The sequence below is a fragment of the Corallococcus sp. AS-1-6 genome (assembly GCF_020037015.1).
Taxonomy (GTDB): Bacteria; Myxococcota; Myxococcia; order Myxococcales; family Myxococcaceae; genus Corallococcus.
Window position 1 is genome coordinate 1 of the sequence record NZ_JAIQDE010000001.1, and the last position, 22,325, is coordinate 22,325.

A 22,325-nucleotide genomic window follows, 5' to 3' on the forward strand; every position below is an offset into this window, starting at 1 on the left:
AGACGCGCTTCAAAGGAAGGGAGCGGACGGAGCTGGCGGCCTACCTGGTGGGCGCCGCGTACAACCTGGTGCGGATGTCGCGGCTGACTGCCGCATAGGCGCCCTTCGCCCTCTGCCTCCCCCGGATGACAAGGTTGAGAACGGAGGGCACGAGAAGCCCGGACTCATGCCTTCAAACCGGGCTTCTTCAACAGCCTGCTAGAGCGGCAGGACCAGCTCGAAGCGCGCGCCGCCCTCGGGACGCGCGCCCGCGCGCACCCTGCCTCCGTGCGCCAGCACCACGCGCCGCACGATGGCCAGGCCCAGGCCCCGGCCGTTGGCGCGGGTGAGGAAGAAGGGCTCGAAGACGCGCTGCGGATCCAACCCGGCGATGCCCGGGCCCTCGTCCTCCACGCTCAGCGCCACCCCGTCCGGCACGCGGCGCACCTCCACGCGCACCGTGCCTCCGGGCGGCGAGGCCTGGATGGCGTTGCGCATCAGGTGCGTGACGGCCAACTGCAACAGCGTCTCGTCACCGGACAGCTCCGGCACGTCCGGCGCCTCGTCGAACGCCACGCGCGGCCTGGGCAGCTCCTCCCGGCCGTGGAGCAACTGCGCGAGCGCGCGGTGCACCAGCTCGCCCAGCGAGACGGGGCGCGGGCGGGGCTCCAGCGGGCGCACCGTGTCCAGCAGGTCGCGCACGATGTCCTCCAGCCGGATGGCCTCCTCCTCCAGCATCTCCACGGCGGAGGCGCCCGCGGGCCCCAGGCGGGGTTCGCGCTTGAGCACCGCCACCGTGTTGAGGATGGCGCCCAGGGGGTTGCGCACCTCGTGGGCCACGACGCCCGCCGCCTCGCCCAGCACCGTCAGCCGCTCGCTGGCGATGAGCTCGTTCTGCAGGCGGTGCACCTCCGCGAGCCGCGCCTCCGCCGCGCGGTGGTGGCGCACGTTCTCCAGCGCGCCGCCGATGAGCTGCGCGAACAGCTCCAGCGCCCCCGCGTTCGCGGGCGTCAGCGTGGTGGACTGCACCGCCAGCACGCCGAAGGGCTCGTCCCCCACGAAGATGGGCGCGTCCAGCGCGCGGGAGCCCGGCGGGTAGATGCGCTGGATGTTGTCCGCCACCTCCGGCGAGTGCAGCCGCCGCGCCATGCTGAACGCGTCCGGGTGGAACGTCGCCCGGCGGCTCGTGAGCACCTCCTCCAGGTGCGGCATCCCGGAGCGGTGGAAGCGCACCGCGTGCACGTCCTGCCCGTACAGCCGCGCTGCCGCCGCCAGGCTCTCCGGCTCCTGGCGCATGGGCCCGTGGCGCAGGAAGTCTCCCTCCAGCAGCAGCACGGAGGCGTAGAAGCCCTGCCGGTGCAGGGACTCCACCGCCAGCTCCAGCACCGTGCCCTCGTCGCGGCAGCGCAAGAGCTCCGCCGCGGTGGCCACCAGCATGGTGGACAGCGTGCGCACCGCGTCCCCGCCCTCCGCGTCCAGCAGCAGCACGAGCTGCTCCTGCGGCACGCGGCCGGGCGCGCTGACGGGGGAGAGCAGGTGCTGGCGCCCGTCCGCGCCGCGCACGCGCACCCAGGCGGGCCGCACCGGCGTGGGCTGCTCGCCGCGCATCAGCGCTTCGCACAGGGGATCCAGCCAGGCGCGCTCCTCCGGCCCGAAGCGCGCGGCGAGCTCCAGTAGGGACGGCAGCTCGTCCTCTCGCAGGCCCAGCAGCGTGCGCAGCGCGGTGTTGGTGAACACCAGCCGGTCGCCGCGAATCACGAACAGCGGCACCGGCAGCGCGGGCAGCAGGCCATCCAGTGTGCCGGGCGGGCTGGAGGCGCTCATCGCCGCTCCTGCGTTCCAGGGGGACGGGGGCCCGGAGGCAATCGCCGCGCGGGTGGGCCGTAGGAAGGGATGAAGGCGTTGAGCACTGGAGGAGACACCATGAACTTCGCGAACGAGTTGGACCGCCGGGACCTGGAGTTGAAGTCCGTCATGGCCGTGTGGGTCGCCTTCGTGGCGATGGGCGCGGTCTTCCTGGGCCAGTTGTTCTAGTCCCGGGCGTTGGCCACCGCCCGGGAACCTGTCAGGGCTTCTTGGTGCGGCGGACGTACTGCTGGATGAAGTCCCGCTCCTCCGCGCGCAGCGCGCTCAGGCGCAACCCGTAGCCCTTGGGGTTCTTGCCGTCGTCCAGGGAGTTCTCCCAGATGACGGAGCTGCGCAGGGTCATGACCCGCTCCGGATCCTCGAAGCGCAAGGTCAGCTCCACCTGTGTCCCCAGCCGCAGTGGCCGGTCCGTGCCGATGAACAGGCCGCCCGACGACAGGTTGATGATGCGGTGGTCGGTGAAGATGCCCGTGTTCTTCATCGTCACCTTCACGTCCGCGTGCAGCCGGTCGTCCGACCGGCGCTCCAGGCCCACGAACTCGGCGCTCGAATACGAGGGCGCGGGGGCGGCGATGGGGCGCCGGACGGGCGCGGGAGGCGGCGGCGTGGGAGCGGGCGCAGGCGCGGGCGGCGTCACCGGGCGCGCCGCCGTGGGCGTCATCACCGGAGGCGGCCGGGGCGGCGCGGAAGGAACCCCCGGACGCGTCATGCTGCCCGGCACGGGCGTGGGCGGAATGGAGGCCGCCACCGGCCGCGTCATCGTTCCCGGCACGGGCGTGGGCGGAATGGAGGCGGCCACCGGCCGCGTCATCGTGCCCGGCACGGGCGTGGGCGGAATGGAGGCAGCCACCGGGCGCGTGAGGGAGCCTGGAACCGGGGTCGGTGGAATCGCGGCGGCCTGGGGACGCGCGGGCACCGCGGTTCCGCTCAGTGGCAGCGGCGCGGCGGGCAGCGCGCCCGCCATGTCCAGCCGGGGCGGCGGGGGCGCGGGCGGATGCAGGGCGCCCTGGAGGAAGAGCGTCTCCGCCTCGCGGATCCGCCGCGAGAGGAAGTCGAAGATTTCAACGGAGACCTTGCGCAGCTCCGGATGCAGATCCGGCGACAGGTGCTCCGGTGAGAAGCGCTTCGCCATGCGGAAGAAGGCGAGCCGGAACTCGTCGAGCGACGCCTGCGGCTTGAGCCCGAACACCTCGTGCGGCGGCAGGTGCAGCAGCCCGCGCAGTTGGTTGCGCAGGCGCTCGGCCTGCTGATTCTCCAGGGTGGCCGTGGGCGCCGCGGTGAACAGGTCGCGCACCTCCGGGAGGTCCTGGAGCGCGACCCAGTTCGCTCCGTCGCGCGACGCGCGCACCGCTGTCTTCAGGCGACCGGAGGCGATGAGGTCGCGGAAGGCTTGCAGTTGCAGGGGGCCCAGCACGCGGCCGAGCGAGTCTCCCACCCAGTAACCGACAACGGATGACGACACAGGGACCTCGGCGGAATCAGGACGCGAGCGCCTGGCGTACGGCCGCGGCGATCTCCAGGGGATGGAAGGGCTTGCCCACGAAGCCCATCGCCCCCGCGGCAATGGCCTGCTCCACCACCGGCTCCGCGTCCATGCTGCTGATGACCAGGACGCGTGTCTCCGGTGAAACACTCTTGATGGCGCCCAGCACCTCCAGCCCGCTCTTCTTCGGCATGAAGAGGTCCAGGAACATCACCGCCGGCTGCTCCTTCTGCGCCAGCGCCAGCCCCTCCTCCCCGTCCGCCGCCTCCAGCAGCCGCAGGTCGATGCCCGTGTCCGCGATGACGTCCTTGAGGATGCGACGCACGAAGCTGTCGTCATCCACCAACAGCAGGGTAGGTAGTCCAGGCATGGGCGGCAGGATACATAAGACGCGCGACGTTTGGGCGCGCGCATCCCGCGTGCCTGCTCGGCTTTTGGGTTAAGGGGTGGGCATGTCCACCGACCCCGCGCTGTCCCATTTCGAGTCCCACAAGGCCGCGTACCTGGAGGACCTCAAGGCCCTCGTCCGCATTCCCAGTGTGTCCTTCCCCGGCTTCGACGCCGGCCTCGTGCGCCAGAGCGCGGAGGCCACCGCGGCCCTGTTGAAGGACCGTGGATTTGAAAACGTCCAGTTGCTCGAAATCGAGGGCGCGCACCCGTATGTCTATGGCGAGGTGCTCAAGGCGCCGGGCCGTCCCACGCTCCTCCTCTACGCGCACCACGACGTGCAGCCCGCGGGCGACGAGGCGGCCTGGAAGAGCCCGCCCTTCGAGCCCCAGGTGCGCGACGGCCGCCTGTACGGCCGCGGCGCGGCGGACGACAAGGCGGGCATCGTCGTGCACACCTCCGCCGTGGACGCGTGGCTCAAGAGCACCGGCCAACTCCCACTCAACGTGAAGGTCATCATCGAGGGTGAGGAGGAGGCGGGCAGTGACCACCTGGGTGCATTTCTCCAGAAGCACGCGAAGCTGGTGGCGGCGGACGCCATCGTGTTGACGGACACGACGAACTTCGACACGGGCCTGCCGTCCATCACCACGGCGCTGCGCGGGCTGGTGACGGTGGACGTGGAGGTGCGGGGGCTGCACCAGGCGGTGCACTCGGGGATGTGGGGCGGGCCCATTCCGGATCCGGCGATGGCGCTGTGCCGGATGCTGGCGTCGCTGACGCACGCGGATGGCTCCATCGCGATTGAAGGCGTGATGGAGCAGGTGAAGCCGCTGACGGACGCGGAGCGCCAGAGCATCCAGGCGCTGCCCGGTGACGACGCGACCTTCCGCGAGCAGGCGGGCATCCGCGAAGGGGTGCAGCTCCTGGGCGGCGGGCGGCACCCGTGGGAGACGAACTGGCGCCAGCCGAGCCTGGCCATCAACGCCATCCAGGCCAGCAGCCGCAAGGACGCGCGCAACATCATCGTGGAGTCCGCGTGGGCGCGCGTGGGCATCCGCGTGGTGCCGGACATGGATCCGGAGGACGTGCAGCGCCGGCTGGTGGCGCACCTGAAGAAGGTGTGCCCGTGGGGCCTGGAGCTGGAGATCCGCGAGGACCCGGCGTCCGGCTGGTGGTACACGGACTCGTCGCACCCGGCGTTCCAGGCGGCGTTCCGCGCGCTGGAGAAGGGCTACGCGAAGAAGCCGGTCACCATCGGGTGCGGCGGATCCATCCCGTTCGTGGAGCCGTTCGCCAAGGAGCTGGGCGGCGTGCCCGCGCTGCTCATCGGCGTGGAGGACCCGTACACGTACGCCCACTCGGAGAACGAGAGCCTGCACCTGGGCGACTGGGAGAAGGCCATCCGCTCCGCCATCCACCTCTACGAGGAGCTGGCGAAGTCGCTGACGCCTCGCGGCTGAGCGCGGCCCGCTAGAGGCCGCGGAAGCGGTCCGTGGCCTCGATGAGGGCGGAGGTGTTGCCGGGCTCGTTGGCGGAGTGGCCCGCGTCCGGCACCATCACGAACTGGGCCTCCGGCCACGCGCGGTGCAAGGCCCACGCGCTCTCCGGCGGGCACACGACGTCGTAGCGGCCCTGCACGATGACGGTGGGGATGTGGCGGATGCGGTGCACGTCGTCCAACAACTGCGTGTCCGTGCGCAGGAAGCCCCGGTTGACGAAGTAGTGGCACTCGATGCGCGCGAAGGCGATGGCGAAGTCGTCGCCCGCGTTGCGCGCGATGAGCTCCGCGTTGGGGTACAGGCAGCTCGTGCGGCCCTCCCACACGCTCCATGCCTTCGCGGCCTCCTGCTGCGAGTGCCTGTCGTCACCCATCAGCCGTCTCGCGTAGGCCTGGAGCAGGTCGCCGCGCTCGTCCTCGGGGATGGGCGCGAGGAAGTGCTCCCACGCGTCCGGGAACAGCGCGCTCGCGCCGCGCTGGTAGAACCAGTCGATCTCCTGCTTGCGCAAGAGGAAGATGCCGCGCAGCACCAGCTCCGTGACGCGCTCCGGATGCGCCTCCGCGTACGCGAGCGACAGGGTGCTGCCCCACGAGCCGCCGAAGAGCATCCAGCGCTCCAGGCCCAGGTGCTCGCGCAGCCGCTCCATGTCCGCCACCAGGTCCCAGGTGGTGTTCTCCACCAGGCTGGCGTGCGGCGTGCTGCGCCCACAGCCGCGCTGATCGAAGAGGATGATGCGGTAGACGGCCGGGTCGAAGAAGCGGCGCTGCTTCGGGTCCGTGCCGCCGCCGGGGCCGCCGTGCACGAACACCACGGGCTTGCCCTTCGGGTTGCCGCTCTCCTCGAAGTACAGCGCGTGGCCCCCGGTGACCTTCAACTGGCCGGTGCGGTAGGGCTCGATGGAGGGATAGAGCGTTCGCAGCGGCGTGGGAGCGGGCACGGGATTCCTTCCTTGGGAACGGGGGGCCACGCAACCTAACAACAGACGGCGCCCCTGGGGCGAGCCCTTCGGAAATACCGCGTCCGCCCCAGAACGACTCCCCCCCACGCCCGCTCAGGGCTTGGGCGCGGGAGGCACGCCGCGGCCGGCCTGGGCCACCATGCGCACCTCGGCGTTCTCCCCGAGCGCGTAGCCGTCACCCTTGGTCTCCAGGTCCGTCGCCTCGATGACGTCGCCGCGCTGCAGGTGGAAGAACCTCTCGTTCTTCTCCGCGCGGTGGCGCTCCTGCATCGCCAGCCCCACGCGCCCCTCCGGCCCGCAGCCGATGTAGCGCTGGCGGCCCTTGCCCTCCAGCGACTCGCTGACGATGCGGAACAGCCGGCCCGGCGGCGGCTCCGGCCAGGCCTCGCCCTTGGGCGCCACCACCAGGTAGCTCATCTTGAGCGACTCCTTGTGGAAGCCCGCCGCGCGCGCCAGCTCCTCCACCACGCGAGGCATGGGCCACGGGCGCTCGGCGTGGCACCAGTCCGTCTCCTTCACCAGCGCGGGGCACGCGCCGCGGTACAGGCACGGCGCGCGGATGGCGTAGCCGCGCTCCACCATCAGGTCGCGCACCTTGAGCAGGTTGCGGCTGGTCTCGCGCAGCGCGGGCTCCATCACCAGCAGGCTGCCGCCCTTCTTCACCTTCGCGAGCACCGACTCCAGGAGCGCCGCGCGCGGCTTCAGCGCTTCGTCCGTCGCGCCGTACAGCTCGTTCACCACGTGCCCCATCGTGATGAGGTCGAACTGCCCCTCCGGCAGCGTGGCGTTCTTCTTCAGCGGATCCCACTCGCGCGTGGCCAGGGCCTCGCCGGCCTCCGTGGCCAGCTTGCGCGCCAGCTCCAGCGCGGGCTTGCTGCGGTCCGCGGCCGTCACCTCGCTGGCCCCCGCGTCCATGGCCGCGAAGGCCACCGGGCCCGGGCCGCTGCCCAGGTCCAGCACCTGCCGGGGGCGGTTGGGCAGCTCGCCCAGCACCTGGCGCGCCTGGGCGTAGGACACCGGCCAGTAGAAGAGGAGGTAGGCGCCCAACAGGCGCGGGTCGTCCATGTACCGGGCGCCGGCCAACTGGCGCTCGCGGGTGAGGCCGTGCGAGAGCTGCTTCACGCCCGCGCCCACCTCCTTGACCTCCTGCGGCGTGAGGCGCGTCTCCGGCCCGTCACCCCGGCCCCGGGACGCGCGCCACACGGAGATGAGCCGGGGCAGCCATCGCTCCAGGTCCTTGCTGTATGCGTTGCTCATCGTTGCCTTCACATCAGGGGTCGCCACCCGGAGGCGACCGCGTTAAACCCATCCCGCCATGATTTCCGTCCGCGGACTGCGCAAGCACTATCAGGTCCACAAGCGCCCGCCTGGCCTGAAGGCGGCCCTTCGCTCGCTCGTCCACCGCAGCTACACGACCGTCAAGGCCGTGGACGGCATCTCCTTCGACATCCGGCCCGGGGAGCGCGTGGGCTTCCTGGGCCCCAACGGCGCGGGCAAGACGACGACGCTGAAGGTGCTCGCCGGCCTGCTCCACCCGTCCGAGGGTGAAGTCACCGTGGATGGCCACGTGCCGCGCTTCCGCGAGGAGGCGTTCCTCAAGAAGATCATGCTGGTGATGGGGCAGAAGCAGCAGCTCCTGTGGGACCTACCGCCCTCGGAGACGTTCGAACTCAACCGCGCCATCTACGACGTGCCCCGCCCCCAGTACAAGCAGACGCTGGAGGAGCTGGTGTCGCTGCTGGAGCTGGGGGACCTCATCGGCAAGCCCACGCGGCAGCTCAGCCTGGGGGAGCGGATGAAGTGCGAGCTGGCCGCGGCCCTCATCCACCGCCCCCGGGTGCTCTTCCTGGACGAGCCCACCATCGGCCTGGACGTGTCCATGCAGGTGACGATGCGCGCGTTCATCAAGGCCTACAACGAGCAGACGGGCGCCACGCTCATCCTGACCAGCCACTACATGGACGACGTGGCGGCGCTCTGCCCGCGGGTCATCGTCATCGACAAGGGGCAGTTGTCCTACGACGGCAGCCTGGACGCGCTGGTGCAGCGCGTGCGCCCGGAGAAGCGCGTGGTGCTGCGGCTGGGCCAGCCGGTGGACGCGGGCCTGCTGACGGCGCTGGGCAAGGTGGTGTCGCACGAGCCGGGCTCGGCGGTGTTGCAGGTCCAGCAGGACGCGGTGAACGCCACGGTGGGCCGCGCGCTGTCCACGCTGCCGGTGACGGACCTGACGGTGGAGAACGCGCCGCTGGAAGAGGTGATGAGCGAGCTGTTCCAGGAGGGCAAGGCGCGCCGGGCGGAGGCCGCCCGGGAGGCGGCGTCCGCGTGAGCCTGCGCACGGCCCTCAAGGCGCTGCCCACGATGCTGCGCATCGGCTTCTCCGAGGCGGTGGCCTACCGCGCGGAGATGATCATCTGGGTGCTGGCCACCACCATGCCGCTCATCATGCTGGCCCTGTGGTCGGCGGTGGCGCGCGGCGGGCCGGTGGGCCGCTTCGGGCAGGCGGAGTTCACGGGCTACTTCCTCGCGGCCTTCTGCGTGCGGCAGATGACCAGCTCCTGGGTGGCGTGGCTGGTCAGCTACGAGGTGAAGCAGGGCACGCTGGCGATGCGGCTGTTGCGGCCCATCTCCCCGCTGCTGGCGTACGCGACGGAGGTGCTGGCGGGCATCCCGCTGCGCGTCGCCATCGTCGTGCCCGTGCTGGGCATCAGCCTGTGGGCGGCGGGCGCCGGGCGGGCGATCCCCACGTCGCTGGGGGGCTGGGGGCTGTTCGCGCTGGGCATCGTGGGCGCGTGGCTCATCACGTTCTACCTGAACGTCCTGCTGGGCACGCTGAGCCTGTTCCTGGAGAGCAGCCAGAAGCTGATGGAAGTCTACATGGTGCTGTTCTTCGTCTGCTCCGGGTACATGTTCCCGGTGGAGTTCTTCCCGCCCGGCGTGCGCACCGTCATGGAGTGGCTGCCATTCCGCTACCAGATGGGGCTGCCGGTGGAGCTGATGACGGGGGCGCACGCGGCGAAGGAGGCCTGGGCGCTGCTGGCCGCGCAGTGGGCGTGGGTGCTGGGCCTGGGCGTGGTGTCCATGACGGTCTGGCGGCGGGGCCTGGCGCGCTTCGCGGCGTTCGGAGGGTAGGGCGGTGGTGAACGCGAGGCGCTACCTGCGGCTGTTGGGCGTGCAGTTGAAGGCCTCCGGCCTGCTGGCGTTGCAGTACCGCGCGGACTTCCTGGCGGAGGGGCTCACGTCGCTGGCGTGGACGTTCACCGCGCTGGCGCCGCTGTTCGTCGTCTTCGGCGCGCGGCCCAGCATCGAAGGCTGGACGTTCCAGGAGTCGCTGCTGGTGGTGGGCTGGTTCACGCTCTTGCAGGGCGTGCTGGAGGGCGCCATCAGCCCCAGCCTCACGGGCATGGTGGAGCACATCCGCAAGGGCACGCTGGACTTCGTGCTGCTCAAGCCCGCGGACGCGCAGTTCCTGGTGTCCACGCAGCGCTTCCTGCCGTGGCGGGCGGTGAACGTGCTGTCCGGCGTGGGGCTGTTCGTCTACGCGTTCGTGTCGCTGGGGCGCTGGCCGTCCTTGCCGGGCGTGTTCGCGTCGCTGGTGTTGCTGGGGACGAGCATGCTCATCCTCTACTCGATGTGGATCCTCGTGGTGAGCGCGGCCTTCTTCGTGGTGAAGGTGGACAACCTCACGTACCTGTTCACGTCCATCTTCGACGCGGCCCGGTGGCCGTCCTCGGTGTTCCGGGGCTCGCTGGCGTGGGTGTTCACCTTCATCATCCCGCTGGCGCTGATGACCACCTTCCCCGCGCTCGCGCTGCTGGGCCGGCTGCCGTGGACCTGGCTGGTGGGCGCGGTGGTGGGCGCGGTGGCGTTCGCCGCGGTGGCGCGGTGGGTGTGGCGGATGTCCATCCGACACTACACGTCCGCGAGCAGTTGAGCCGCGTCGCGGAGGCATGTCTGACCCGGCTTGTCTGGTTGATAGGAATTCCGCTGTTGTCTTTCCTTCGTCTGGGTTAAGGGCCGCCCCCCCGCGCGGCGAAAGCCGCGTCCCCCCATGAAGTGAAGGACCTCCCCTTCCATGCTCCATATCCGTCTTCACGGCCTGCTGGCCGCGCTCGCGCTTGCGTCCACGTCGGCCTGCGCCCCCGAAGCTCCGTCGTTCCATGACGCCCCCTCCACCTCCACCTCGCGCCTGGACACGTCCTCGTGGGGCAGCGCCGGCACCATGGCCTCCGCGCGCGTGGATGCCACGGCCACCCTGCTGCGCAATGGCTATGTGCTCGTCGCGGGCGGGGGCACGTCCGCCGTGGAGCTCCATGATCCGCGCACCGGCCGCTGGTTCTCGTTGAGCGCCATGGCCACCAGCCGCCAGCGCCACACCGCCACGCTGCTGGCCTCCGGCAAGGTGCTGGTGGTGGGCGGAGGCACCTCCGTGCTGGCGTCGGCCGGCGCGGAGCTGTTCGACCCGGACACCAACAGTTGGTCCGCGGCGACGGGGCTGGACCTGCCCCGCTCCCAGCACACCGCGACGCTGCTCCCGGATGGCCGGGTGCTGGTGACGGGCGGAGACAGCGGCTTCGGCAACGCGCTGTCCAGCGCGATGCTCTACTCCCCCGCGACCCATTCCTGGTCCGTCACCGGCCGGATGGTCGCGGCCCGGCTGGGCCACGCGGCGACGCTGCTGCCGGACGGCAAGGTGCTGGTGACGGGCGGCCGGGACAGCGCCAACGGGGACGTGCTGGCGACGGCGGAGCGCTACGACCCCGCGACGGGCGAGTGGACGGCGGTGGGCCGCATGGTCACGCAGCGCACCGGGCACACGGCGACGCTGCTGCTCTCCGGGCAGGTGCTGGTGGCGGGCGGCTTCGCGGGCAGCCTGGCCACGAACACGTCCGAGTTGTTCGACCCGGGCACCGGCACCTGGACGTCCCAGGGCTCGCTGCCGTTCCAGTCCGTCTTCCACACCGCGACGCTGCTCGCCTCCGGGCAGGTGCTGGTGGCGGGCGGCTCCACGGGCGGACAGCCCTACCTGGACCGCGCCGCGCTCTACACGCCGGCCACCGGCGTCTGGACGGAGACGGCGACGATGGCCTCGCGCCGCATCAGCCACGCCGCCGCGCTGCTCCCGTCAGGAGAGGTCCTCGTGCTGGGCGGCGTGCCCCAGGCAGGGGCGCTCAGCGCGTCCGCGGAGCGCTACCGCCCGTCCGCCCTGCCGTGGAGCGCGGCGGCGGGCCTGGGCACCGCGCGCTCGCAGCTCAGCGCCACGCGGCTGAGCACGGGCGACGTGCTGGTGGCGGGCGGGGCGTCCTTCTCCGGCGCCGCGCTGGTGAGCGCCATGCTGTACGACGAGGCGACGAACAGTTGGCGGGACACCGGCTCGCTGGGGACCGCGCGCTTCCTGCACTCGGCCACGCCCTTGAATGACGGCCGCGTGCTGGTGAGCGGCGGGCAGCGGGACGCCTCCACCTGGCTGTCCGCCACGGAGGTCTACGCGCCCGCCACGGGGACCTGGACGCCGGTGGAGGACCTGGGGACGGGGCGGGCCCGTCACACCGCGACGCTGCTCCCGGGCTCCGGCCAGGTGCTGGTGACGGGCGGCGCGTCGGGCGCGAGCATCTCCTCCACGCTCGCGAGCGCGGAGCTGTTCAACCCGGCCACGGGCACCTGGAGCGCCACGGGCGCCATGGGACACGCGCGCACGTACCACGCGGCCGTGCCGCTGCCTTCGGGCGAGGTGCTGGTGATGGGCGGCAGCTCCACGGGGGCGGACGCCATCACCGCGAGCGCGGAGCTGTTCAACCCGGCCACGGGCACGTGGCGGCCCACGGCGTCCATGGCGGTGGCGCGCTACGGCCACATCGCGGTGCCGCTGGGCCATGGCGCCCAGGTGCTGGTGGCGGGCGGCTGGGGCGTGGATGGGCCGCTGCGCTCGGCGGAGGTGTACGACGTGGCGCAAGGCACCTGGAGGACCGTGGCGCCGATGAACACGCCGCGCTACCTGCCGCACGCCACGGCGCTGTCCACGGGCCGCGTGCTGGTGGTGACGGGGGAGGGGGGCTCGGGGTTGGGCGTGCTCGACTCGGCGGAGGTGTATGACGCCGCGATGAACGCCTGGACGCCCGCGGGCACCCTGTCCACGCGCAACACGCACCACGGACTGGCCCTGCTGCCCTCCGGCCGCGTGCTGGTCGCGGGCGGCAGCGGGAGCAGCGGCGCGCGCGTCGCCGTGGACGTGTACTCACCGGCGCCCTGAGCCGGGCGCTGGCTTCACGCGCCCGCGTGCGGCGCTTCGTGCGCCGCGTCCCGGCGGGCGTAGTACGCGAGACATTCGTTCTCGCGCCCGCGCACCACGCGTCTGCCATTGAGCGGCCCGACGTGGGAGGTCACCACGGTGTACTGGCCTTCCACGTCGTCCTGGTCGTAGTAGAGGACCACCCAGTCATCCGTGGCGTGCTGCTGGTGCGCCAGCGCCGTGTTGGAGAACAGCGCGCGGAAGTTCCAGCCGTCCACGTGCTCGCGCATCACCGGCAGCCAGGCCGCTCCGGAGGGGTTGAAGCGCTTGGGCGCGATGCGGCGCAGCTCCCCGGCCGCCGCCCGCCGCCGGTAGTCCGCGTCCACGCGCAGCAGCAGCGCCACCGGCGGGCGCGGCGCGTCCTCTCCGCCATGCGAGCGCGCCCGCTCACGCTCGCGCCGGTTGCGTCCCAGCCGCGCCGCCAGCACCTCGCGCACCTGCTCCGCGCGCCGGGGCCCGAAGCCCTCCACCCGCTCCAGGCGCCCGTCGTGCGCGGCCAGCTCCAGCGCCTCCAGCGTGGAGATGTCCAACGCGTCATGGATGCGCTTCGCCAGCTCCGGTCCGATGCCGGGCACGCTGGCGAGCAGGACCTCGGGGGACGCTTCTCCCTCCAGCCGCTCGAGCAGCCCCACGTGTCCCGTGCGCACCAGCTCCGCGACCGTCCCCGCGATGCTCTTGCCCACGCCGGGCAGCGCCCGCAGGCCGGCCTCTCCCTCCGCCGCCAGCACCTGCGCCACCGAGTCCGGCCAGTTCGCGATGGTCGCCGCCGCCTTGCGGTAGGCCCCCACCCGGAAGGGCATCGCGTCCTGCGTCTCCAGCAGGTCCGCCACCCGCTCCAGCGCGTCCGCGATGTCGATGTTGCTCTTCCATTCGACGCCCATGGTCCCTGAAAGGTAGGGGCTCCCCGGGAGGGCGACCACCCCGTGGGCCGACACCCGCGCACATGGCGGCCCCCCGCGAAGAAAATTCCCCGCCCCGCAACCGCGCCGGGTCCGCCGGGTTTGAAGGAACAGCAGGCAGTCATGCGAACCTTTTCGACCTGGAGGATGACGATGCGCTGGAACAAGACGTTGGCGGTGGGTGCGGCCCTGGTGCTCTCGACGGCGTGCGGCGGGGTGGATGATCAGGAGGCGGTGGAGTCCCTGCCGGACTTCGCGGGCACCTCGCTGGAGATCAACACGGACGCGCTCGCGCAGGACGGCGCCGCGCTGGTGGCCCAGGACCTGATGCAGGTGGAGGCGTCGCTGGACGGTCAGGGCGCCGCGATGCTGGAGGGCGCCCGCATGGAGGTGAAGGCGCTCAACGACACGCTCCGGCAGGCGCTGGTGCCCATCGCGGAGCTGGCGAAGCAGGCCGCCGACGCGCAGCCCGGTGACGTGCTGGTGTACGGCCCCACCGACCGCGCCAACGCCACCTTCAAGCTCGCCATCCGCAAGGGCGCGGCGCAGCGCTACCAGTGGAAGCTGGAGGCCCGTCCGCTGAACAGCGCGGACGACGTCGCCTTCAAGGTCATCGCAGCGGGCGCGCTCAAGCGCGGGGATGCGGCGCACCGGGGCCGGGGCACGCTGGCCATCTCCCTGGACAACCTCAAGGCGGTGGCCCCGTCCTACGCGGGCCAGGGCAAGCTGATGATGTCGTTCGCCCACTTCGGCAAGGGCAGCAAGTCCCTGGCGTACCGGCTGGCCAACTTCACCCCCAACCCCGCCACGCACGACGCCGTCACCGGCGCCTTCGTGGGCCACAAGATTGAAGCCACCGGCGTCACCCGCGTGCGCGTGCTCGGCCCGTACAACCTGCCCGGCACCGCCACCTCCGCGAACGAGAAGGTGCTCTCCTCCGTGCGCCACATCCCCGGCACCGGCGGCCGCGTGGACGTGCGCGCCTGGGGCGGCGACATCGCGGCGAACACCTCCTACGTGGGCACCGCCTGCTGGGACGCGCAGGAGAAGGAGGTCTACCGCGTCCTCCTGCAGTGCTCGGAGTCCGGCTGCACGGAGGTTCCCGGCAGCCGCGTGGGCACCTTCCAGGCCTGCCCCGCGGTGGAGCTGCGCGGCGACGTGACGCCCCCGGAGGGCACCGGCGACGACGTGACGCCCGAGCCCGGCAACCCCGGCGCGCCGGACGACGTCCCCACCGACGTCACCCCCGAGTTCTAGGCCGTCAGGCCAGCGCGGACGCCACCACCGCGTCCGCTTCGATCTCCACCAGCATCCGCGGGTCGATGAGCGCCTTCACCTCCACCATGGAGGTGGCCGGGCGGATGGCCGCGAACACCTCGCCGTGGGCGCGGCCAATCTCTTCCCAGCGCGAGATGTCGGTGACGTACATGCGCGTGCGCACCACGTCCTCCAGCCGGGCGCCCACCGCCTCCAGCGCCGCACGGATGTTGGACAGCGCCTGGGCCGCCTGCCGGTACGCGTCCCCTTCACCCACGAGCTGGCCGTCCGCGTCCGTGGCGGTGGTGCCGGACACGGACACGAAGGGGCCCGTGCGCACCGCCCTCGAGTAGCCCACCCGGGGCTCCCAGGGGGTGCCGGTGGCATGGAGGATTCGCGGCATGGCGTGGCTCCAATGTGGGCTGGAGGGAGGGCCACCCCGGAGGGCCGGAGCCCGGCCGGACCTCCAGGCGCTGCTTGCGAAGCTGCAAGGAACGACCGCCCGTGATAGTTGGCCTCGGATCATGGCCAACGAGCTCGAGAGGGAGGTCGCCCGGCGACGGACCTTCGCCATCATCTCCCACCCCGACGCGGGAAAGACAACCCTGACGGAGAAGCTGCTGCTGTACGGCGGCGCCATCCACCTGGCCGGAAGCGTCAAGGCCAAGCGGGCGCGGCGCCACGCGACCAGCGACTGGATGGAGCTGGAGAAGGAGCGCGGCATCTCCGTCACCTCGTCCGTGCTCCAGTTCAGCTACCGCGACCACGCGGTGAACCTGCTGGACACCCCGGGCCACCAGGACTTCTCCGAGGACACCTACCGCACGCTCTCCGCCGCCGACGCGGCGGTGATGCTCATCGACGCGGCGAAGGGCGTGGAGCCCCAGACGAAGAAGCTCTTCAAGGTGTGCCGCATGCGCGGCATCCCCATCTTCACCTTCGTCAACAAGCTGGACCGCTTCGGCCGTGAGCCGCTCGATTTGATGAACGAGCTGGAGCAGGTGCTGGGCATCCGCTCGTACCCCATGAACTGGCCCATTGGCATGGGGCCGGAGTTCCGCGGCGTCTACGACCGGCAGGCGCGCGTGGTGCACGTGTTCTCCGCGGAGGGCTCGCACGGCGAGTCGGAGGTGGCGGAGCGCTCCGTGTCCATCGACTCGGAGGAGATCAAGACCGTCCTCACGGAGAACGAGCTGGCGAAGCTCCGCGAGGACATCGAGCTGCTGGACATCGGCGGGGATGAGTTCACGCGCGAGAAGTCGGACGCGGGGCAGTTGTCCCCCATGTTCTTCGGCAGCGCGATGACCAACTTCGGCGTGCGGCCCTTCCTGGACGCGTTCCTGGACCTGGCGCCCGCGCCCACGTCGCGCCCCACCACGCAGGGCCCGCGCGAGCCCACCAACCCGAAGTTCGCGGGCTTCGTCTTCAAGATTCAAGCGAACATGGACCCGGCGCACCGCGACCGCATCGCGTTCATGCGCGTGGTGTCCGGCCGCTACGTGAAGGGCATGAACGCCTTCCACTCGCGCCTGGGCAAGGAGGTGCGGCTCGCCAAGCCCAGCCAGTTCATGGCCGCCGAGCGCACGTCCATTGAAGACGCGTGGCCGGGGGACGTCATCGGCCTGTTCGACCCGGGGCAGTACCGCATCGGCGACTCGCTGGCGGAGGGCTCGCAGGACGTGCTCTTCGAGGGCGTGCCGCGCTTCAGCCCGGAGTTCTTCGCGGTGGTGCGCTCCAAGGATCCGCTGCGCCGCAAGCAGATGGAGAAGGGCCTGGAGCAGCTCTCCGAGGAGGGCACGGTGCAGATCTTCCAGCAGCTCGCCATGGGCATGAAGGACCCCATCGTCGGCGTGGTGGGCGCGCTCCAGTTCGAGGTGCTCCAGTACCGCCTGGAGCACGAGTACGGCGCGAAGATCGCCCTGGACCGGCTGCCCTTCAGCCACGCCCGGTGGGTGGTGGGGCAGAACTTCGACCCGAAGTCGTTCGACTGGGAGGGCAACCGCCAGACGGTGCAGGACCGCGACGGGCTGCCCCTGGTGCTCTTCCGCGACGACTGGGCGCTCCAGCACGCCGAGGAGAAGCACCCGGAGCTGAAGTTCCTCTCCGAGGCCCCGCTCCTGCGCCAGGCCGCGTCGGCCGCGACCGGCAGCTAGGACAACGCGCCTACTTGTGCGGCACCACGGTGCCGCCCCGGAAGGCCGAGTCGCGCAGCACCAGGCCCTCCTTGAAGAGGCGCGCGGCGCGGTTGCCCACGAAGAAGTCCTTCGGGTCGCCCCGGCGGAAGGTCTTCTTCACGAACTCCTCCACCTCCAGGTAGAGGCGGCGGAACTTGTCCGGGGCCGCGTCGCGGCGGCCCGTCTGGGACGTCACCTCCAGCTCCACCCACATCTTCCCGCTGAGCAGCTCGCCCTCCTCGTTGCGGCGCGAGCGCTCGATGAAGATGACGGGCGAGCGCACCTCGTCGATGCGCCAGAAGCCCTTGTCCGGGCCGCGCTTCACCTTGTCCACCATGGCGGGGCCAATCTCGCTGGCGACCAGGTACAGGTCCTCCTCCGGCAGGCGCGGGATGTTCTCCGCCGTGGCCCGGAAGGCCTGCCAGTCCGGGGGGACTCGGCGGGGGTACACCTCGAGGACGTGGCGCTCCAGGAAGCGGAAGAAGGCGACCTCGTCGTCGGGTGCCATGAAGAATTGGAGGATGTTGGCCATCGCGGGGGTCCTCATACCCTGGAAGCGCGCTAGAAACACAAGCCATGGACTCCTGGCTGCGCGCGCGGATGCATGAGCTGAACGACCTGAACAGCGTCATCAACCTGGCTTCCTGGGACCGGGAGGTCTACCTGCCCTCCAAGGGGGGCGCCGCCCGCGCCCAGCAGATGGCCACCGTCCAGGCCCTCCACCACGAGCGGCTGGTGGATCCACGCCTGGGCGAGGCCCTGGCCCGCGCGGGGGAGGGGGGCCCGGACTTCGCGTCCCTCACGCCCGACGAGCGCGCCATGGTGCGCGTCCTCACCCGCGAGCGGGACCGCGCGGTGCGGCTGCCCGCCCGGCTGGTGACCGCGCTGGCGGAGGCGCAGGGCGAGGGGCTCCAGGCCTGGCGCGAGGCGCGCACCACGAAGCGCTTCGAGCGCTTCCAGCCCGCGCTGGCGGCGCTGCTGGCCCTGCGCCGCGAGCAGGCGGACGCGCAGGGCCACGACGGCGAGCGCTACGACGCGCTGCTGGAGGGCTTCGAGCCCGGCATGCGCGTCAAGCGCCTGACGCCGGTGCTCACCGCGCTGCGAGACGCGCTCATCCCCATGGTGGCCGCGCTGGGCGAGCAGAAGCGGCCCTTCCCCGTGTTCCTCTCCGGCCGCACCTACGACACCGGCCAGCAGTGGCGGTTCACGATGCGGCTGCTCAAGGCGGTGGGCTTCGACCTGGAGTCGGGCCGCCAGGACGTGAGCATCCACCCCTTCACCAACAGCGTGCACGCGCAGGACGTGCGCCTCACCACGCGCCTGGACGCGACGTGGCCGCCGGCCGCCCTCTTCGGCACGCTCCACGAGGCGGGCCACGGCCTGTACGAGCAGGGCTTCTCCCCGGAGCACCACCGCACGCCGCTGGCGTCCGTGCCCTCCATGGGCCTGCACGAGTCCCAGTCCCGCCTGTGGGAGAACCTGGTGGGCCGCGGCCGCGCCTTCTGGGTGCCGCACTTCCCCGCGCTGAAGGAGGCCTTCCCGGAGGCGCTGGCGGACGTGGACCTGGACGGCTTCCACGCGGGCATCAACCACGTGGTGCCGTCGCTCATCCGCGTGGAGGCGGATGAGGTGACGTACAACCTGCACATCGCCCTGCGCTACGAGCTGGAGCTGGCGATGCTGCGCGACGAGCTGCCCGTGTCGGAGCTGCCGTCCGCGTGGAACGAGCGCATGCGGCGCTACCTGGGGATTACCCCCCCGGACGACACGCAGGGCGTGCTCCAGGACATCCACTGGGCCTGGGGAGAGCTGGGCTACTTCCCCACGTACTCGCTGGGCAACCTGTACGCGGCCTCGCTGTACGCCGCCGCGAGCCGGGCGCTGCCGTCGCTGGAGGCGGACCTGGCGAAGGGCGACACGGCGTCACTGCTGGGGTGGCTGCGCGCGAACCTGCATTCGCACGGCTTCCGGCTGCCCGCGGAGGAGCGCGTGCGCGCCATCACCGGCGAGGGGCTCACGGACCGGGACTTCCTGGCGTACCTGCGCGCGAAGTACGGCGCGCTGTACGGCATCCAGCTCTAGCGACTCAGGCCGCGAACACCAGCGGGCGGCACGCGCGCGCCAGGTGCAGCGCGTCCCGCGCGAGCGCGTGCGCGTCCGGGTCCTGCGCCTCCAGCCACGCGGCGCGGGCCACCTGGCTGCCCAACTCGAAGCACAGGCTGGCGGTGCGGCGCGACAGGCGGCTCTCCTTCTGGAGCGCGCGCACGTTGAGCTCGCACAGCTCCGCGCACTGGCGCAGCAGGCGCACCGCGTCGTCATCCGCCGGGATGCCCTGCGCCGTCAGGCGCGCCATGCCCGCCTCGCAGGCCGACTGGCACTTCTGGCTCGCGGCGATGCACCGGGAGACCTCTGTCCGCGCCCCGCCTGTCCTGGCTCCCAACATGGCCACGCCCTCCCTTTGTGCGGCGTCAAAGGTACGCACGCACGCGTTTCTCGCAACCGGCACCCAAGCCGCAGATGGCGCTTCAACACCTGCGTTCCAGGGCCATGGACAGCGAGCCGGCAAGGGATGCACAAGCCGCGCGCACGATTCAGCCGAAGCGTAGCCCAGTTGCCTCTTCGTCGCGGGGGAACGTCAGCTTCCGGGCACCGGGAAGGGCTTGAGCAACGCCACCAGCTTGTCGCCGTACAGCTTGATCCGCTTTTCCCCGAGGTACGGCACCTGGGAGAGCTCCGACACGTCCGCGGGCGGCTTGGACGCGAGCGCGTCCATGAGCGGGTTGGTGAGCACCACGCTGGGCGTCACCTTGCGCAGGGCGGCCTGCTCCACGCGGAACGCCTTGAGCGCGTCCTCGCGCTTGCGCCGGTGGGGGTCGCGCGGACCCTTGGGCTCACGGTCCAGGTCCAGCTCGCCCCGGGCGGCCTTCTGCTGATGGTCGCGGATGAGGGCGAGGATGGCGTCGCCGTGCGCGCGCACCACCGCGCCCCGCACGCCGGCCGCGCGGGCCAGGTCCTTGTGCGTGTCCGGCTGCTTCAGGGCCAGGTCGGTGATGGCCATGTTGGACAGCATGCGGCCCATGGGCACGTTGTCCTTCTCCGCCCACTCCAGCCGCAGCTTGTGCAGCGCCTGCGCGATGGCGTACGCGAGCCCGTACTGGGCCGTGCTCAGGCCGGTGCGCGACAGCTTGGGCTTGTACTCGGCGCCCACCTCCGGCCGGGCCTCGGCCTCCGCGCACATGCGCTCGCAGTCCAGCAGCACCTCCTCCAGGATGTCCGCCTCGCGGCACGCGTCGCGCACCTGGCGGCCCAGCTCACAGAGGTAGCGCACGTCGTTGGCGATGTAGTCCCGCATGCCCGGGGGCAGGGGGCGCAGGGAGAAGTCGGACTGCTGGTGCTCCTTCGGCAGCTCCACGCCCAGCCGCTCGCGCGCCAGGTCCGCCAGGCCCACCTTGGGCCACCCCAGGAGGGTCACCGCGCGGTGCGTGTCGAAGAGGCCTCGCACGCGCACGCCCGCCTCCGCCAGGAACTGCAGGTCGCCCTGGGCGGCGTGGAAGTACTTGGTGCGCGCGGGGTCCTCCATCATGGGGGAGAGCAGGCGCGGATCCACGCCCGGCTGGAGCGTGTCGAAGAGGAAGATGTCCGTGTCGGTGCCCAACTGGAGGAAGCACAGGCGGGCGCGGAAGGCGTGCATCGCGTCCGCCTCGAGGTCCACCGCCACTTCCGGCGCGGCCTCCAGCACCCGCGTGGCGGCTTCCTCGCCCGCGCGGTCCACCACGTCCACGGCACCCTGAGGGAAGGTCGGCATCGCGGGGAGCAGGCTAGCGGACCGGCCCGCCCCTTTGACGTGTTTTTTCCCGAACCGCCGCTAGGATGGCCCCGCCGATGAACGACGCCCAACGTCTTGAAAAAAGCCTGCTTGGCCACATGGGCCGGGCCATCGCGGACTTCCGCCTCATCGAGGCCGGGGACCGCATCATGGTGGGCGTGTCGGGAGGCAAGGACTCCTACACGATGCTCCACCTGCTGCGCGAGCTGCAGCGGCGAGCCCCCGTGAAGTTCGACTTGCTGGCCGTGAACCTGGACCAGGGCCACCCGGGATTCCCCGGTCACATCCTGGAGGGCTACTTCCAGAAGGAAGGCTACGCCTACAAGATGCTGAAGGAGGACACCTACAGCATCGTCCTGGAGAAGACTCCGCCCGGGAAGACGCAGTGCTCGGTGTGCTCACGCCTGCGCCGGGGCATCCTCTACAACGCCGCCGTGCACCTGGGCTGCAACAAGATCGCCCTGGGCCACCACCGCGACGACCTCATCCACACGATGCTCCTGAACATGTTCTTCGCCGGGAGCCTCAAGGCGATGCCGCCGCTGCTCAAGAGCGACGACGGCCGCAACGTGGTCATCCGGCCGCTGTGCTACGCACCGGAGAAGGAGATCATCCAGTTCGCGCAAGCGAAGCAGTTCCCCATCATCCCCTGCGACCTGTGCGGGTCGCAGGAGAACCTGCAGCGCAAGCGGATGCAGAAGCTGGTGGAGGATTTGGGCAAGGAGATCCCCAACGTCCGCCAGAGCCTGCTCAACGCGATGTCGAACGTGCGGCCCACGCACCTCTTGGACAAGACGCTGAACCCGGACCCGCTGAACGCGACGGAAGACGGGCCCGTGGCCACCCCCCCCACCAACGAGACGCAAGGGAGCGCCAGTCCATGGCTCGAGAGCAGGCAGTAAAGGCGCGCAAGGAGCGCAACGCGGCGCTGGTGGAGGCCATGCTGCTGGCCGCGATGGCGGACGGCAGCGTGTCCCAGCGCGAGATGCAGACGCTGCTGGCGCGCGTGCTGGAGCGCCCGGAGTTCGAGGGCACGCAGTCCGGTGAGCTGAACCTGCTGGTGGAGACCAGCGCGGTGCGCCTGTCGGAGGCGCGCAACCTGGAGGAGGTGCTCGCCTCGCTGCGCCGCAGGCTCCCGGACCACAAGAACCGGATGCTGGCGTTCGGCCTGGCGGCGGCGGTGGCGCTGGCGGACCAGCGGGCCACCCGGTCGGAACTGGGGCTGCTCAAGACGTTCCAGGCGGCGCTGGGCATCTCCGAGGACGAGGTCGCGCAGATCATCGACGTGATTGAGCAGGGGGGCAGCCTGTCGGAGGCGCTGGGCGAGCCCCTGGAGCGGCTGTTCGCGGAGGTGATGGTCCTGGTGCTGGCGGCGGACGGCCAGTTGAAGGAGGCGGAGGCGCGGGCGATGGTGGAGAGCTTCGCGGCGGATCCGCTCTTCCAGAACGTGAGCCCGGAGCGGGCGCAGGGCTTCGTGAGCGAGTCCGTGGCGGCGCTGGCCACGGACGGGCTGCCCCAGCGGCTCCATGTCCTGGCGCACGGGCTGGCCACGCACTCGCAGCGGGTGAAGGCGTACCAGTTGGCCACGAAGATCGCCCATGCGTCCGGCCGGACGAGCACCGCGGAGCAGCGCATCCTGGATCTGCTCCAGGCGACGTTCGGTCTGGCTGACGATGAAGTGGCGCGGTTGGACCAGCAGGGGTAAACC

General features: G+C 71.3%; 20 protein-coding genes. 10 read left to right on the top strand and 10 right to left on the bottom strand.

Going from position 1 to position 22,325, the window contains the following annotated elements; all coding sequences use genetic code 11:
• Positions 1-198: 198 nt before the first annotated feature.
• From K8612_RS00005 to K8612_RS00015, 3 genes are all read right to left on the bottom strand, one after another.
• Positions 199-1,803: an ATP-binding protein gene (locus K8612_RS00005; RefSeq protein ID WP_223760827.1), complete on the bottom strand. Its 1,605-nt coding sequence runs from the start codon at positions 1,801-1,803 to the stop codon at positions 199-201.
• Positions 1,804-2,044: 241 nt separating this feature from the next.
• Complete coding sequence (locus K8612_RS39110) at positions 2,045-3,307, bottom strand: TIGR02266 family protein (RefSeq protein ID WP_373692067.1); 1,263 nt, start codon at positions 3,305-3,307, stop codon at positions 2,045-2,047.
• A 16-nt stretch (positions 3,308-3,323) separates the two neighbouring features.
• A complete protein-coding gene (locus K8612_RS00015; RefSeq protein WP_223739158.1) occupies positions 3,324-3,698 on the bottom strand; it encodes a response regulator in 375 nt (124 codons plus the stop codon).
• 82 nt (positions 3,699-3,780) lie between these two features.
• Here K8612_RS00015 and K8612_RS00020 point away from each other — a divergent pair, with 82 nt between their 5' ends.
• Positions 3,781-5,178: a M20/M25/M40 family metallo-hydrolase gene (locus tag K8612_RS00020; protein WP_223760828.1), complete on the top strand. Its 1,398-nt coding sequence runs from the start codon at positions 3,781-3,783 to the stop codon at positions 5,176-5,178.
• A gap of 10 nt (positions 5,179-5,188) precedes the next feature.
• Here K8612_RS00020 and pip read toward each other — a convergent pair whose 3' ends face one another.
• Both pip and K8612_RS00030 read right to left on the bottom strand, forming a co-directional pair.
• Positions 5,189-6,154 (bottom strand): prolyl aminopeptidase, encoded by a 966-nt coding sequence (pip, locus tag K8612_RS00025; protein WP_223760829.1) that lies wholly within the window; start codon positions 6,152-6,154, stop codon positions 5,189-5,191.
• A gap of 114 nt (positions 6,155-6,268) precedes the next feature.
• Positions 6,269-7,432: a small ribosomal subunit Rsm22 family protein gene (locus K8612_RS00030; protein WP_223760830.1), complete on the bottom strand. Its 1,164-nt coding sequence runs from the start codon at positions 7,430-7,432 to the stop codon at positions 6,269-6,271.
• Positions 7,433-7,490: 58 nt separating this feature from the next.
• Here K8612_RS00030 and K8612_RS00035 point away from each other — a divergent pair, with 58 nt between their 5' ends.
• The 4 genes from K8612_RS00035 (at position 7,491) to K8612_RS00050 (ending at position 12,422) form a co-directional block, all read left to right on the top strand.
• The gene (locus K8612_RS00035) at positions 7,491-8,501 is read left to right on the top strand and encodes an ATP-binding cassette domain-containing protein (protein WP_223760831.1); all 1,011 of its coding nucleotides are present in this window, start codon (positions 7,491-7,493) and stop codon (positions 8,499-8,501) included.
• Positions 8,498-9,304 (top strand): ABC-2 family transporter protein, encoded by an 807-nt coding sequence (locus tag K8612_RS00040; RefSeq protein ID WP_223760832.1) that lies wholly within the window; start codon positions 8,498-8,500, stop codon positions 9,302-9,304. Before K8612_RS00035 ends, K8612_RS00040 begins: the two co-directional genes overlap by 4 nt.
• A gap of 7 nt (positions 9,305-9,311) precedes the next feature.
• Positions 9,312-10,106, top strand: a complete 795-nt coding sequence (locus K8612_RS00045) for an ABC-2 family transporter protein (protein WP_223739289.1) — start codon at positions 9,312-9,314, stop codon at positions 10,104-10,106.
• Between the two features lie 141 nt (positions 10,107-10,247).
• Complete coding sequence (locus tag K8612_RS00050) at positions 10,248-12,422, top strand: kelch repeat-containing protein (RefSeq protein ID WP_223760833.1); 2,175 nt, start codon at positions 10,248-10,250, stop codon at positions 12,420-12,422.
• 14 nt (positions 12,423-12,436) lie between these two features.
• Here K8612_RS00050 and K8612_RS00055 read toward each other — a convergent pair whose 3' ends face one another.
• Positions 12,437-13,342, bottom strand: coding sequence for a helix-hairpin-helix domain-containing protein (locus K8612_RS00055; protein ID WP_223760834.1), 906 nt, complete (start codon positions 13,340-13,342; stop codon positions 12,437-12,439).
• A gap of 141 nt (positions 13,343-13,483) precedes the next feature.
• Between K8612_RS00055 and K8612_RS00060 the strand changes: the two genes are divergently transcribed.
• A complete protein-coding gene (locus K8612_RS00060) occupies positions 13,484-14,617 on the top strand; it encodes a hypothetical protein (protein ID WP_223760835.1) in 1,134 nt (377 codons plus the stop codon).
• 4 nt (positions 14,618-14,621) lie between these two features.
• Here the strand turns inward: K8612_RS00060 and K8612_RS00065 are convergent, their stop codons facing one another.
• Positions 14,622-15,020: a RidA family protein gene (locus K8612_RS00065; protein ID WP_223760836.1), complete on the bottom strand. Its 399-nt coding sequence runs from the start codon at positions 15,018-15,020 to the stop codon at positions 14,622-14,624.
• Between the two features lie 121 nt (positions 15,021-15,141).
• Between K8612_RS00065 and K8612_RS00070 the strand changes: the two genes are divergently transcribed.
• On the top strand, positions 15,142-16,770 hold the full coding sequence (locus K8612_RS00070) for a peptide chain release factor 3 (RefSeq protein ID WP_223760837.1): 1,629 nt from the start codon (positions 15,142-15,144) through the stop codon (positions 16,768-16,770).
• Between the two features lie 10 nt (positions 16,771-16,780).
• Here K8612_RS00070 and K8612_RS00075 read toward each other — a convergent pair whose 3' ends face one another.
• Positions 16,781-17,323 carry a hypothetical protein gene (locus K8612_RS00075; RefSeq protein WP_223739169.1) on the bottom strand — a complete coding sequence of 181 codons (543 nt, stop codon included), beginning with the start codon at positions 17,321-17,323 and terminating at the stop codon, positions 16,781-16,783.
• A 44-nt stretch (positions 17,324-17,367) separates the two neighbouring features.
• On the opposite strand from K8612_RS00075, the gene K8612_RS00080 reads away from it, so the two are divergent.
• Complete coding sequence (locus K8612_RS00080) at positions 17,368-18,873, top strand: carboxypeptidase M32 (RefSeq protein WP_223760838.1); 1,506 nt, start codon at positions 17,368-17,370, stop codon at positions 18,871-18,873.
• A 4-nt stretch (positions 18,874-18,877) separates the two neighbouring features.
• Here the strand turns inward: K8612_RS00080 and K8612_RS00085 are convergent, their stop codons facing one another.
• Both K8612_RS00085 and K8612_RS00090 read right to left on the bottom strand, forming a co-directional pair.
• Positions 18,878-19,234 carry a hypothetical protein gene (locus K8612_RS00085; RefSeq protein ID WP_223739171.1) on the bottom strand — a complete coding sequence of 119 codons (357 nt, stop codon included), beginning with the start codon at positions 19,232-19,234 and terminating at the stop codon, positions 18,878-18,880.
• A gap of 192 nt (positions 19,235-19,426) precedes the next feature.
• Complete coding sequence (locus K8612_RS00090; protein ID WP_223739172.1) at positions 19,427-20,596, bottom strand: ribonuclease D; 1,170 nt, start codon at positions 20,594-20,596, stop codon at positions 19,427-19,429.
• Positions 20,597-20,661: 65 nt separating this feature from the next.
• Between K8612_RS00090 and ttcA the strand changes: the two genes are divergently transcribed.
• Both ttcA and K8612_RS00100 read left to right on the top strand, forming a co-directional pair.
• Positions 20,662-21,519 (top strand): tRNA 2-thiocytidine(32) synthetase TtcA, encoded by an 858-nt coding sequence (gene ttcA / locus K8612_RS00095; RefSeq protein ID WP_223739173.1) that lies wholly within the window; start codon positions 20,662-20,664, stop codon positions 21,517-21,519.
• Positions 21,498-22,322 carry a tellurite resistance TerB family protein gene (locus tag K8612_RS00100; protein ID WP_223739174.1) on the top strand — a complete coding sequence of 275 codons (825 nt, stop codon included), beginning with the start codon at positions 21,498-21,500 and terminating at the stop codon, positions 22,320-22,322. The genes ttcA and K8612_RS00100 overlap by 22 nt, the downstream gene beginning before the upstream one ends.
• The last annotated feature ends 3 nt before the right edge of the window (positions 22,323-22,325 follow it).

Excerpts from the sequence above, each read along its gene's own strand:
- K8612_RS00050 (WP_223760833.1), top strand. The coding sequence starts at position 10,248 with ATGCTCCATATCCGTCTTCACGGCCTGCTGGCCGCGCTCGCGCTTGCG.
- K8612_RS00075 (WP_223739169.1), bottom strand. The coding sequence starts at position 17,323 with ATGGCCAACATCCTCCAATTCTTCATGGCACCCGACGACGAGGTCGCC.
- K8612_RS00035 (WP_223760831.1), top strand. The coding sequence starts at position 7,491 with ATGATTTCCGTCCGCGGACTGCGCAAGCACTATCAGGTCCACAAGCGC.
- K8612_RS00005 (WP_223760827.1), bottom strand. The coding sequence starts at position 1,803 with ATGAGCGCCTCCAGCCCGCCCGGCACACTGGATGGCCTGCTGCCCGCG.
- K8612_RS00070 (WP_223760837.1), top strand. The coding sequence starts at position 15,142 with ATGGCCAACGAGCTCGAGAGGGAGGTCGCCCGGCGACGGACCTTCGCC.
- K8612_RS00090 (WP_223739172.1), bottom strand. The coding sequence starts at position 20,596 with ATGCCGACCTTCCCTCAGGGTGCCGTGGACGTGGTGGACCGCGCGGGC.
- K8612_RS00020 (WP_223760828.1), top strand. The coding sequence starts at position 3,781 with ATGTCCACCGACCCCGCGCTGTCCCATTTCGAGTCCCACAAGGCCGCG.
- K8612_RS00015 (WP_223739158.1), bottom strand. The coding sequence starts at position 3,698 with ATGCCTGGACTACCTACCCTGCTGTTGGTGGATGACGACAGCTTCGTG.
- K8612_RS00060 (WP_223760835.1), top strand. The coding sequence starts at position 13,484 with ATGCGAACCTTTTCGACCTGGAGGATGACGATGCGCTGGAACAAGACG.
- K8612_RS00065 (WP_223760836.1), bottom strand. The coding sequence starts at position 15,020 with ATGCCGCGAATCCTCCATGCCACCGGCACCCCCTGGGAGCCCCGGGTG.
- K8612_RS00085 (WP_223739171.1), bottom strand. The coding sequence starts at position 19,234 with ATGTTGGGAGCCAGGACAGGCGGGGCGCGGACAGAGGTCTCCCGGTGC.
- ttcA (WP_223739173.1), top strand. The coding sequence starts at position 20,662 with ATGGCCCCGCCGATGAACGACGCCCAACGTCTTGAAAAAAGCCTGCTT.
- K8612_RS00055 (WP_223760834.1), bottom strand. The coding sequence starts at position 13,342 with ATGGGCGTCGAATGGAAGAGCAACATCGACATCGCGGACGCGCTGGAG.
- K8612_RS00030 (WP_223760830.1), bottom strand. The coding sequence starts at position 7,432 with ATGAGCAACGCATACAGCAAGGACCTGGAGCGATGGCTGCCCCGGCTC.
- K8612_RS00100 (WP_223739174.1), top strand. The coding sequence starts at position 21,498 with ATGGCTCGAGAGCAGGCAGTAAAGGCGCGCAAGGAGCGCAACGCGGCG.
- K8612_RS00080 (WP_223760838.1), top strand. The coding sequence starts at position 17,368 with ATGGACTCCTGGCTGCGCGCGCGGATGCATGAGCTGAACGACCTGAAC.